Here is an 11,837-nt window from a genome sequence, read left to right as displayed (position 1 = left end):
GTCCATCGGGGAGATACAGCCATGCCGCGCACTGCTCGCCACCCGAAGGGAACCCGTGCGACGGGTGCCGGTGCGGCGGCGCCTCGTCGGTGCCGGGGCCGACCCCAGCACATAGGACTGCACCAGATGATTCCAACTGCAGGTCCGGCACACCTCGACCACATGCACCGAGAACTCCTCGCGAGACTCGGCCAGCCGGACCAATTCCTCGGGCGTGCGGGCGGAGCCGGCCACGGGCCCGAGCCCGTCACCGTAGACCCACGATACGAGAGTCAACTGCTCTTTCCTGCAGATAGGGCATGTGACCTCGCTCCCCCGACCGTGGAACTTCGCCGCACGCAATAGGTACGGATTCGCATCGCACACTTCCGCGACGTCCACCCGCCCCGCGTAGACGTCGGCCAGCAGCGACTTACGCCGAAGCGCATAGTCCACTACCTGCCGCTGTATTCGCACGCGACCCAGAGTACTTGCGGCCCCCGTCGCCCCGCACGCCCCGAGGCGACTCTCACGGAATCTCCACATGGGTCGGGGGGCCGGGGGCCAGGCCCCCCGACCCCCTTTCCCTTTGGGGGTGTGGGGCGTCAGCACCACAAACGCGCGCCAACTATATCGGCGCGATATAGTTTGGAACTGCATCCATCGGTTAGGTTCTGAATACACGACAGTCAGGAGGTGAAGCCCGTGCTGGAACTGGCGATCCTCGGGCTGCTCCTCGAATCACCGATGCACGGTTACGAGTTGCGCAAGCGACTCACCGGTCTGCTCGGGCCTTTTCGGGCCTTCTCCTACGGGTCGCTCTATCCGACCCTGCGGCGCATGCAGACCGACGGCCTCATCGCGGAGGAGAGTCCGCAGGGATTGGCCACCCGCCGTGCGCGGCGGGTCTACAACCTGACTGAGTCCGGCCGCGAGCGGTTCGCCGAACTGCTCGCCGACACCGGGCCACAGAACTACACCGACGACGGCTTCGGCGTTCATCTCGCCTTCTTCAGCCGCACCCCCGCGGAAGCGCGGATGCGAATCCTGGAGGGGCGGCGGAGGCAGGTCGAGGAGCGCCGAGAAGGACTGCGGGAAGCGATAAAACGCGCCAGCGGGCAACTGGACCGCTATACCCGCCAGCTCCATCAACTCGGTCTCGAATCAAGCGAGCGCGAAGTGCGCTGGCTCAACGAGTTGATTGCCGCAGAGCAATCGACGAAGGCGGCACCACAGAAAGAGGGAAATATCGGCCATGAGTGACATCAATCAGGCTGGCGGAGCCACCGAAGTGCGCGTGGCCATCGTGGGTGTGGGCAACTGCGCATCCTCCCTGGTGCAGGGCGTGCACTTCTACCGGGACGCGCCCGCGGACTCCACCGTTCCGGGCCTCATGCACGTCAAGTTCGGCCCCTACCACGTGCGCGATGTGAAGTTCGTCGCCGCGTTCGACGTGGACGCCAAGAAGGTCGGCTTCGATCTGTCCGACGCGATCTTCGCGAGCGAGAACAACACCATCAAGATCTCGGATGTGCCGCCGAGCGGAATCTCCGTGCAGCGCGGTCCGACCCTGGACGGCATCGGCAAGTACTACGCCCAGACCATCGAGCTGTCCGACGCCGAGCCGGTGGACGTGGTCAAGGCGCTCAAGGACGCCGAGGTCGATGTCCTCGTCTCCTACCTTCCGGTCGGTTCTGAAGAGGCCGACAAGTTCTACGCGCAGTGCGCCATCGACGCGGGCGTGGCCTTCGTCAACGCGCTGCCGGTGTTCATCGCCTCCGACCCGGTCTGGGCCCAGAAGTTCGTCGACGCGGGCCTGCCCATCGTCGGCGACGACATCAAGTCCCAGGTCGGCGCGACCATCACGCACCGCGTGATGGCCAAGCTGTTCGAGGACCGCGGCGTCGTGCTGGACCGCACCTACCAGCTCAATGTCGGCGGCAACATGGACTTCAAGAACATGCTCGAGCGTGAGCGGCTGGAGTCCAAGAAGGTCTCCAAGACCCAGGCCGTCACCTCCAACCTCGAGGGCCCGCTGGCCGGCAAGGTGCACGACCGCAACGTGCACATCGGCCCGTCGGACTACGTCGAGTGGCTCGACGACCGCAAGTGGGCCTACGTCCGGCTCGAGGGTCGCGCCTTCGGCGACGTGCCGCTGAACCTGGAGTACAAGCTCGAGGTGTGGGACTCGCCGAACTCGGCGGGCATCATCATCGACGCGGTGCGCGCGGCCAAGATCGCCAAGGACCGCGGGATCGGCGGACCGGTCATCCCGGCCTCGGCCTACCTGATGAAGTCCCCGCCGAAGCAGCTGGCCGACGATGTCGCCCGCGCCCAGCTGGAAGCGTTCATCATCGGGGCGGAGTAACAACTCTCGTAACTCTCAGGGGACTTCGCCCCCCGAACCCCCGACGAGAGTCGTGGGGGCTTCGCCCCCACACCCCCTCCAAATACAAACGGCGGCACCGCTATCAGCGGTGCCGCCGTCTGGTTTTTCTCGACGTCAGTCGAGCGAGACGTAGACCTCGACCGAGGTCGGGCCCGTGTAGCGCTCGATCTCCGCGCTGTGCGAGCGGGTGATGGTGCCTGCGTTCTCGGCCTTGGCCACCTTCGCCCACGCGGTGCGCAGCAGGTCGTAAGGCTTGTCCGAGACAACGAATTTCGCGTAGCGGCCGGACGGGATGCGGGTCACCACATCACCGGTGTCCAGGTCGCTCAGGCCCGAAAGTTCGTAGCCCAGTACAGCTACCGCGTGATCGTTCTGACCGATGTAGGCGGCGGTCCGCTCGGCCTTCTTCTCGCGGGCCAGGTAGCGGTCCCAGGTGAAGTTCACGAGATCCAGGTCGCGCGCGGTGACCTCGCGACCCGCCAGGGGAATGGTCAGGCCGCCGACCAGGAACTCCTCCAGGGTGACGATTTCGAAGTCCACTGCTAGCTCCCCTACCCCTCGGCGCTGGGATCCAGCGCGACGAAAACCTCCACCGTCCGGTTGTCCGGATAGTGCTCGAAATCCCCGGTGTACGCGCGCACCAGGGTGCCGGCCGCCTCGAGGTCCCAGACCGTGCGCCAGATCGACACGATGATGTCGCCGAGATTGTCGCCGCTGCGAATGATGCGCGCGAATTTGCCGGCCGGGATACGGGCGAGTACATCGCCCGGCAATAAATCGTCCAAGTTCTTGCACTCGTACCCGACGACATGTGTCAGATATGAACCGATCTCGGGTGCGTGATCCACATACGCGGTCGCGGGTGGACCGGGCAGATCGCGTGCCAGATTCCGCTTCCAGGCCTCCTCGACCTTCGCGCGGCGCGGTCCTTCGACCGCGAGTGCCGGACTGCGTAGCACCGTTCCGGCTACCAGCGTTTCGTGGCGTTCAACGACATTGAAATCCACCGGCGTCGCCCCTAAGTCTCGTGCTGTCTCCGACCCCACCCTGCTCCCAACCCGCATCCTGCCATCGACCCCAGGAGTCATTGAAGCCGGTGGCGGTCTCCACCATATCCGTGGCACCGCACAGATGGGCACAGTAGGCGTCAAACATGATCAACAGTGCATCACTGTCGGGAGATTTTATGGGGGCTTCGCCCCCAAACCCTCGAAAAGAAAGGCCCGAGCCATCGCTCAGCCCGGCACAGGGATGCTGAGGCCCGGGAAGATTTCTACTTCCTTGGGGGTCGGGGCGGGCGGGATCACCAGGACCGGCTCTTGTTGGGGGCCGGGGGCGGGCGGGTTGAGGATGTCGTAATTGCCGTTGCTCGGGGGCATTCCGGCAATTTGTTCGGGCGCGGGGAATTGGTCGACGGGACTGCCGTCGAGGGCGCCGTCCATGGTCTGCTTCCAGAGATCGGCGGGCAGGCCCGAACCGTAGATGGCCGCACCGCGGGAGGTGCGGATGGGTTGGGACTGTTCGGTTCCCACCCAGACCGCGGTGGACAGGCCGGGTGTGAAACCGACCATCCAGGCGTCCTTGTTCTGGCCGCTGTCGCCGAGTTGGGTGGTGCCGGTCTTGGCGGCGGAGGGGCGGCCGCCGGACAGGTTGTGGTTGTTGGAGTACGCGGCGATGGGCAGCATCGCCTGGGCCACGGTGTCGGCCACCGAAGCCTGGATGCGCTGCTCGCTCTTGCGCGGGTCCTTGGCGCGGTCGAGCAGCACGCGGCCGTCGCCGGTGATCACCTTCTGCACGAAGTAGGGGGCCCGGTAGGCGCCGGAGGCGGCCAGGGTGGCGTACGCGGAGGCCATGTCGATGGGGCGCACCGAATACGCGCCCAGCACGATGGCGGGCAGCGGCGGGCCGCCGTCCTCGGTGAGGGTCTTGCCGGGCACGCCCGGGATCTGATCGGGGATTCCGGCCTGATGTGCCGCGTTGGCAATGGCTTTCGGGCCCTCGAACAGGGATTGGGTGAGCCGGTAGAAGCTGGTGTTGAGCGACCGCTTGAACGCCTCGGCCAGCGAGCAGGTGCCGCAGGACTCGCCGCCCACGTTCTGGATCTTCTCGCCGTTCACCGTGACCGGGTCGCTGTCGAGCCGGTAGGACAGCGGAATGCCCTGCTGCAGCGCGGCCAGCACCGCGAAAGTCTTGAAGGCGGAACCGGTTTGCAGCGGGGCCTGCGCGAAATCGAAGCCGATGCCGTCGGGTCCGCCGTAGTAGGCGCGCACCGCGCCGGAACGCGGATCGATCGACACCACGGCGGTGCGCAATTCGCCGGGCTGCCCGCCCAGCACATTGCCGACCGCGTTCAGCGCGGCCTGCTGCGCCTTGGCGTCGATGGTCGTGATGATCTGCAGCGCACCGGTATTCAGGTCGTGCTCGCTGATGCCGGACGAGCGCAGCTCGCGCAGCACCTGGGCACGGATCAGGCCCTCGGGGCCGCGCGGGGTGCTGTCGTCGACCTCGGTGACGGGCAGGATGTTCGGGAACACGGTGGCGGCCCGCTCATTGCGGTTGAGCACGCCCATGCTCACCATGCCGTCGAGCACGTAGGTCCAGCGGGCCTTCAGCTGTTCGAGGTGGCTCTCCGGGTCCAGCAGCGACGGGGTGCGGATCACCGAGGCGAGCACCGCGCCCTCGGCGAGGGTCAATTCGGGTGCGGCCTTGCCGAAGTACGCCTTGGCGGCGGCCGAGATGCCGTACGCGCCGCGTCCGTAGTAGATGGTGTTGAGGTAGGCGGCGAGGATGTCGTCCTTGCTCCACTCGCGGGCCATCTTGGCGGAGATGATGAGCTCGCGCATCTTGCGGCTCAGTGTCCGTTCGGAACTCAGGAAGGCGTTCTTCACGTACTGCTGGGTGATGGTGGAGCCGCCGCCCGCGTCGTCGCGGCCCAGCAGGTTGTCGCGGGCCGCGCGCAGGAACGCCGAGGTGGAGTAGCCGGGATTGGTGTAGAAGTTGCGGTCCTCGGCCGAGAGCACCGCCAGCCGCACCGGTTCGGGCACGTCACTGAGCGGTATCGGGACCCGGTTGCCTTCCGGCGGAACGACCTTCGCGATGACGGAGTTGCCGTCGGAAGTGAGGATGGTGGCGATCTGATTGCTCTGCACCGCATTCGGGTCCGGGATCTCGGCGCTCCAGTAGGCGATGCCCATCAGCGTGGTCGGCATGACCACGAGTACCAGGAACAGCGCCAGGATCAAGCGGCGTAATCGCTGGCCGCGGGTGCGGCGCGGCCGCGGTGACGGGTCCGGCTGTTTCGCGGCCCGCGGTGGTTTGGCGCGGCGGCGTGGCCTGCTGTGGGAGGGCTGCTGTCCCCTGCGGGCGGCTGCCGATGCCAGCTCGTTCCAGCCTGCGGGGGCGCCGTTCGGTGCCGATTCCCCACGACGCCGCTTGCGGGACGAGCTCACGAGCATCTCCTTCCGGAGCGTCGAAAAAGCTTGTGACAGGTGACGCCGTAGACCCGTCCACGGCGCGACCCATGCTAATCGACGTTGCTTGGCGTCCCTAGTTCTTCACACGCTCGGCGCTAGCTCTTCACACCACCGGCGGTGAGGCCGGAGATGATGCGGCGCTGGAACAGCAGCACCATGATCACCAGCGGAATGGTGACGATGGTGCCCGCGGCCATGATCGCGCCGTAGGGCGGCACCTTGGAGCCGTTGTTGCCGCCGAAGTGCGCGACCGCGACCGTCACCGGCGCGGTGGCGTCCGAGGACAGCAGGTTGGCCAGCAGGAATTCGTTCACCGCGGCGATGAAAGCCAGGATGGCCGTGGTGAATACGGCGGGCGCGGCCAGCGGCAGCATGATCAGCCGGAATGCCTGGAAGCGCGACGCGCCGTCGATGCGGGCGGCTTCCTCCAGCTCCCAGGGCAGTTCGCTGAAGAACGACGACAGGATGTACACCGTCATCGGCAGCACGAAGGAGATGTTCGGGATGATCATCGCCTGGTAGTGGCCGTACCAGCCGAGGTCGGTGAACAGCTGGAACAGCGGCGTCGCCAGCACCACGACCGGGAACATGGACGCCGACAGGATCAGCCCCGCGACCAGGTACTTGCCGCGGAAGGTCAAGCGCGCCAGCGCGTATGCGGCCATCACGCCCAAGGCCAGCGCGATGGCGGTGGTGGCGGACCCGATGAGCACGCTGTTGCCCAGGGCGCGACCGAAATTGGTGCCGCGGCTGGTGTCGAAGGCGGTGCGGAAGTTCTCCAGGGTGAGGTGCGTCGGCCACGGTGTGGTGTCGAAGACGTACGCCGGATCGCGCAGCGCGGTGACGACCATCCAGTAGAACGGCGCGAGACCCCAGATCAGCACGATCAGCGCGCCCAGGTAGACGCGGCCCGAGGTGAGCCGTTGCCGCCACGAAAGCTGTTGCCGCACGGGCTTCTCGACGGTCTCTTCGATCACGTTGGTGCTCATCAGTGCGCCTCCCGCTGCTCTTCCTGGGTGCGAACCGCGTTGGCGCCCAAACCCTTCACCAGTACGAACGCGACCGCGAAGATGAGCAGGAAGGTGATCACCGACAGCGCCGAGGCGCTGTTGGCGCCCGAACGCGACTGATCCACCACCAGCATCGAAATGGTGCGGGTGGCACCGAGATTCTGGGTCATGATGGCGGGCAGATCGTAGAGGCGCAGCGCGTCCATGGTGCGGAACAGCACCGCCACCAGCAGCGCGGGCTTGAGCAGCGGCATGGTGATGTAGCGGAACCGCTGCCAGGCCGAGGCGCCGTCCACACGCGCGGCCTCGTACACGTCGCCCGGAATCACCTGCAGGCCGGCCAGAATCAGCAGCGCCATGAACGGCGTGGTCTTCCAGACGTCGGCGATGACGACAGCGAAGCGGGCGGGCCAGGTGTCGACGGTCCACACGATGTGCGTGCCGAAGATCCGGTTGACCACGCCGTCGACGTGGAACATGAACTCCCACAACCGCGCCGTGACCGCGGTGGGGATGGCCCACGGGATGAGCACGGCCGCGCGCAGCAGGGCGCGACCCTTGAAGGTCTTGCCCATGATCATGGCCATGCCCAGGCCGATGGTGGCCTCCAGCGTGACCGTGACGACCGCGAAGAACACGGTGACGCCGACGGCGGCCCAGAACTCGGAGCCACCGTTGCCGGTCGGGCAGGAGATGGTCTGGCCGAGCGAGTCGGTGCACTGCTGCAGCAGCCAGTGCGTGTAGTTGCTGAATCCGGCGCTGCCGCCGTCCACGAACATGCCCGTGGACTTGTCGATGCCCGCGTCCTTCTGGAAGGACATGATCACGGCCCGGACCACCGGGTATCCGACGACCACGATCAGCGCGAGCAGCACGGGCGCGACGAACAGCCAGGCCCGGGCGGTGAGGCCGAGGATCGGCCCCCGCCGCTTGGGCTTCGGGCTGTCCGGCTGTGCCGCTTCGGTTTTCACGAATTGCTCCGTCGGTTCGGGTTCCGCGACGTCGGTCGCTCCCGGAGGACGTGACACTTTTACTCTTCTCCTGCGGGCGATCTACCGACTCGGTTCCGGGTCCACCTTACGATCCGGCGGTCTCGATGCCCTTCTGCATTCCGGCGATCGCGGCGTCGACGGTCATGCTGCCCTGCAGCGCCGCGAACGCGTTGGTCTGGATGGCCTTCGACACCGCCGGGTAGAACGGGGTCACCGGACGCGGCACCGCCGAGGCGATGGAGTCCTTGAGCGCGGGCAGGTAGGGCATCTTGGCGATCAGGGCCGGGTCGTCGTACACCGACGCGCGCACCGACGGCAGTCCGCCCTGGGCCACGATGTGCTGCGCGTCCTCGCTGATCAGGTAGCGCAGGAAGTCCAGCGCGGTGGCCTTGTTCTTGGAGAAGGCGCTGATCGCGGCGTTGTAGCCACCGAGGGTGGAGGCGCCGATGCCGTCCTTGCCGGGCAGCGGGGCGACCCCGAACTTGTCCTTCACCGCGGAGGCGTCGGAACCGGCGTCGCCGAAGGAGGACGGCCAGCCGCGCATGTACATGAGTTTGCCGCTGACGAAGGCGTTCTGGGACTCCGGCTCCTTGAAGGAGAGGGCTTCCTTGGGCATGTCGTCGTTCTTGTACGCGTCGACCAGGGTCTGCAGGCCCTGCTTGGCCTGCGGGGTGTTCACGGTCGGGGTCTTGCCGTCGGGGCCGACGAAGCTGCCGCCGAAGGCGTTGATGACCTCCGCGGCGTTCACGGTCAGACCCTCATAGGGCGCCAACTGGCCTGCGTAGCAGCCGATTCCGGCTTCCTTGGCCTTCGGGCAGGAGGCGATCATCTCGGCCCAGGTCTTGGGCGGCTCCGGTGCCAGGTCCTTGCGGTAGAACAGCAGGCCGCCGTTGGTGTTGCGCGGCGCGGCGTAGAGGGTGCCGTTGTAGGTGGCCGAGGCGACCGGCGGCGAGAGCAGCGTCGAGGTGTCGAGCGCGAAGGAGTCCTTCAGCGGCTGGATCCAGCCCTTGGCGGCGAACTCCGCGGTCCACGGCACGTCGAGGGCGACCACGTCGTAGTCCGACGCCTTGGCCTGCATGTGCTGGGTGAGATCGTCGTACTGCTGGTTGGCGTCGCTGGACTGCTCCTTGAACGTCACCTTCTCGTCCGGGTGCGAGGTGTTCCAGCGGTCGATGAGCTGCTTGACCGCACCGGTCTCGGTGGTGTCCTTGCCCTCGACGTAGGTGATCGGGCCACGGCCGGTGAGGTTCTGGCCGATGGCGTTGGAGCCGCCGCTACTGCTGCTGGAGCAGCCGCTGGCGAGGGCCGCCGTCAGCAAGGCCGCCGACGTCACGGCCAAGGCGGCCCGCGGCACCAGCGTCGATCGTAGGGACGACACCTTCTTCAAAGCCATCGTGAATACTCCAGGGTCGAGACGTGAGCGGCAGCACACCCAGCCGGTTGCACAAGGGAAGATACAGGGTGAAGGTTCCCGGTGCCGGTACTACCTCGTCCTTCGGACGCACACCGGGATGATCTTCGAGGGCGTTAAGCTGGTCGGCGATGTCTTCTCAGGACAAGATGCTCACCCGGATCGGCGGGCTGCTGCGGCAGGCCGAATCGACCGACAACGAGCATGAAGCCGAGGCCTTTCTGGCCGCCGCGCAGCGCCTGGCCACCGGTTCGTCGGTGGATCTGGCGGTGGCGCGGGCGCATATCGCCAATCGCGAACGGCGACCCGTGCCGACGCAGCGGGTCATCCCGATCGGCGAGGCGGGCAAACGCGGACTGCGCACCTATGTGCAGCTGTTCGTGGCCATCGCGGCCGCCAACGATGTGCGCTGTGATGTGGCCCGGTCCTCGACCACGGTGTACGCCTACGGTTTCGACACCGATATCGACACCTGCGAGGCGCTCTACACGAGCCTGCTGATCCAGATGGTGCGGGCGTCGGACCACTACATCAAGTCGGGCAGTTACCGCTCGGCCACCACCGAGAAGATCGTGGTCGAACGCCGATACGGGCGGCAGGTGCAGCGGCCCGTGCAGGTGCCGGTTGCGGGAGTGACGGCCCGGCTCAACTTCCAGATGGCCTTCGCCGCACGCATCGGCCGCCGCCTGGCCGAGGTGAAGACGGATGTGGAGACCGCGGCCGTGCGCGCCGACGCGGCCGAATCCGCGCCCACCGGAACGGCGTTGGCGCTGCGGAACAAGGAGCTCGAGCTCACCGACTTCTACTCCCGCACCTCCGAGGCGCGCGGCACCTGGCGGGGCCCGCAGGCTTCGGCCGGATACTCGGCGGCCGCACGGCGGGCGGGGGACCGGGCGGGCAAGGCCGCACGACTGGGCAATTCGCCGGAACTCGGCGGGGTGCGCGGGCAGCTGCCGCGCGGCGCGGGCGAATAGCGGACGCGCGCATGGCGGTGCGGGACGCGCAGCGCTCCCAGGTGTACGACGCCGAGGGGCTGGTGCGCGGAATGTTCGACCGCGCCGACGAATTCGGGGTGCGCACGGTCGAACTGCACGGATCCCACCTCACGCTGCCGATCGAGCGACGCTTCGCGTCGGTGGAGTCGGTGCAGGCGTACGCCGATCGGGTGCTGGCGCTGAACTGGGTTCGCGCCCAGTGGGATCGGGCGTCCGCGCCGGTCACCGTGCGGGCGCGTGCGGGGGCCCGGGCGGCGCACTACGAATCCGCCGGGGCGGTGCTGGCGGTGCCGCTGCACAGCGGTGGAACCGCCTGGGCGCTGCGGGAATTGGTGATCTTGCACGAATTGGCGCATCACCTGGACCCGGAGCTCGCCGAGACCGCCTCGCACGGTCCGGAGTTCTGCGCCCGCTATCTCGAGCTCGTGGACGGGATCATCGGGCCGGAGGCGGCGCTGCTGATGCGTACCACCATGTATTCGTGCGGGGTGCGGATCGCCTGAGCGCGATCAGGGCAGCAGTGCGGCTACTCGGGCCAGGCGCTGCCGCCACCAGTCGGTGCGTTCCGGATCCGGGTGCCGATAGCGGTCGAGGAGTTCCGGGTCGGGCACCGGTGCGGCGGCGGGGACCCGCAGCCAGCCGTCGACAGGTCGCAGCGGTTCGGTCACCACATCGCCGGTGAGCAGGGACAGAGTGTCCAGGCCGCAGGCGAAATCGAGGTGCGGCAGCGCGGCGGCCAGGGCGACCTGGGCGGCCAGCCCGACGCTGGTCTCCAATGCCGAGGACACCAGGCAGGGCAGACCCGCCGCCTCGGCGACCTCGAGCGCGCGCCGAACCCCGCCCAGCGGAGTGCATTTCAGCACCGCGACATCCGCGGCCCCGGCCACCGCCACCCGCAGTGGATCCTCGGCGCGGCGAATGGATTCGTCGGCGGCGATGCGCACGCTCACCCGCTTGCGGACCGCGGCGAGTTCCTCGATGGTCCGGCAAGGCTGCTCGACGTATTCCAAACCACCTGCGGCCCGGTCGATTCGCCCGATCCGGTCGACCGCGGTGTCCACATCCCACACCGCGTTCGCGTCGACGCGCACGGCCCCCGCCGGGCCGAGCGCCTCGCGGACGGCCGCGACCCGGTCCAGATCCTCGGCCAGCGAATCCGGGTGGTCGGCCACCTTCACCTTGGCGGTGCGGCAGCCGGAGGCGGCCACGATCTCCCGGGCCCGCTCCGGTCCGACGGCGGGCACGATGCAGTTCACCGGCACCCGATCCCGCACCGGCGCAGGCCATCCCACGCTCGCCTGCTCCACGGCCGTGGCCAGCCAGGCGGCGGCCTCCCGGTCGTCGTATTCGGGGAACGCGCAGAACTCACCCCAGCCGTGCGGCCCGGGAATCAGCATTCCCTCGCGCACGGTGATGCCCCGGAACCGGGTTCGCATGGGAATCGCGTAGACCACCGCCGACTCGAAATCCACCGCCGCGCCGCTGTCGCTCACTCCCGGACCCAACCGCGGTCGCGGCGGCGACACGGGCGCCGGACGTCGCGCCCGGTCGACGAGCATTCGTTCGTCCCGTCGGCGTGCGTCCGCGG

The 11,837-nt window shown here is 67.7% G+C and carries 12 protein-coding genes; 4 read left to right on the top strand and 8 right to left on the bottom strand.

The window, feature by feature from the left end; genetic code table 11:
* The coding region (locus ACWELQ_RS22625; RefSeq protein ID WP_452399036.1) for a DUF5318 domain-containing protein at positions 1-456 on the bottom strand (456 nt) is incomplete at its 3' end.
* Between the two features lie 228 nt (positions 457-684).
* Between ACWELQ_RS22625 and ACWELQ_RS22620 the strand changes: the two genes are divergently transcribed.
* Together ACWELQ_RS22620 and ACWELQ_RS22615 are read left to right on the top strand one after the other, a co-directional pair.
* Positions 685-1,242: a PadR family transcriptional regulator gene (locus ACWELQ_RS22620; RefSeq protein ID WP_452399038.1), complete on the top strand. Its 558-nt coding sequence runs from the start codon at positions 685-687 to the stop codon at positions 1,240-1,242.
* Positions 1,235-2,347, top strand: a complete 1,113-nt coding sequence (locus ACWELQ_RS22615; protein WP_452399035.1) for an inositol-3-phosphate synthase — start codon at positions 1,235-1,237, stop codon at positions 2,345-2,347. Before ACWELQ_RS22620 ends, ACWELQ_RS22615 begins: the two co-directional genes overlap by 8 nt.
* Before the next feature lie 135 nt (positions 2,348-2,482).
* Here ACWELQ_RS22615 and ACWELQ_RS22610 read toward each other — a convergent pair whose 3' ends face one another.
* The 6 genes from ACWELQ_RS22610 to ACWELQ_RS22585 form a co-directional block, all read right to left on the bottom strand.
* A complete protein-coding gene (locus tag ACWELQ_RS22610; RefSeq protein WP_452399034.1) occupies positions 2,483-2,908 on the bottom strand; it encodes a GyrI-like domain-containing protein in 426 nt (141 codons plus the stop codon).
* An 11-nt stretch (positions 2,909-2,919) separates the two neighbouring features.
* The gene (locus ACWELQ_RS22605) at positions 2,920-3,375 is read right to left on the bottom strand and encodes a GyrI-like domain-containing protein (RefSeq protein ID WP_452399033.1); all 456 of its coding nucleotides are present in this window, start codon (positions 3,373-3,375) and stop codon (positions 2,920-2,922) included.
* Positions 3,376-3,603: 228 nt separating this feature from the next.
* Positions 3,604-5,823 carry a transglycosylase domain-containing protein gene (locus tag ACWELQ_RS22600; protein WP_452399032.1) on the bottom strand — a complete coding sequence of 740 codons (2,220 nt, stop codon included), beginning with the start codon at positions 5,821-5,823 and terminating at the stop codon, positions 3,604-3,606.
* 113 nt (positions 5,824-5,936) lie between these two features.
* On the bottom strand, positions 5,937-6,830 hold the full coding sequence (locus ACWELQ_RS22595; RefSeq protein WP_452399031.1) for a carbohydrate ABC transporter permease: 894 nt from the start codon (positions 6,828-6,830) through the stop codon (positions 5,937-5,939).
* The gene (locus ACWELQ_RS22590) at positions 6,830-7,822 is read right to left on the bottom strand and encodes a carbohydrate ABC transporter permease (protein WP_452399030.1); all 993 of its coding nucleotides are present in this window, start codon (positions 7,820-7,822) and stop codon (positions 6,830-6,832) included. The genes ACWELQ_RS22595 and ACWELQ_RS22590 overlap by 1 nt, the downstream gene beginning before the upstream one ends.
* Before the next feature lie 106 nt (positions 7,823-7,928).
* Positions 7,929-9,236, bottom strand: coding sequence for an ABC transporter substrate-binding protein (locus ACWELQ_RS22585; RefSeq protein WP_452399029.1), 1,308 nt, complete (start codon positions 9,234-9,236; stop codon positions 7,929-7,931).
* 149 nt (positions 9,237-9,385) lie between these two features.
* Here ACWELQ_RS22585 and ACWELQ_RS22580 point away from each other — a divergent pair, with 149 nt between their 5' ends.
* On the top strand, positions 9,386-10,228 hold the full coding sequence (locus ACWELQ_RS22580; RefSeq protein ID WP_452399028.1) for a DUF2786 domain-containing protein: 843 nt from the start codon (positions 9,386-9,388) through the stop codon (positions 10,226-10,228).
* A gap of 11 nt (positions 10,229-10,239) precedes the next feature.
* A complete protein-coding gene (locus ACWELQ_RS22575; RefSeq protein WP_452399027.1) occupies positions 10,240-10,752 on the top strand; it encodes a TIGR04338 family metallohydrolase in 513 nt (170 codons plus the stop codon).
* A gap of 6 nt (positions 10,753-10,758) precedes the next feature.
* Here ACWELQ_RS22575 and ACWELQ_RS22570 read toward each other — a convergent pair whose 3' ends face one another.
* Complete coding sequence (locus tag ACWELQ_RS22570; protein ID WP_452399037.1) at positions 10,759-11,685, bottom strand: o-succinylbenzoate synthase; 927 nt, start codon at positions 11,683-11,685, stop codon at positions 10,759-10,761.
* Positions 11,686-11,837: the final 152 nt, after the last annotated feature.

This window comes from Nocardia sp. NPDC004722 (genome assembly GCF_053601505.1).
Note: the sequence above shows the minus strand (reverse complement) of the source record. Positions and strands in the feature narration are given on the sequence as shown.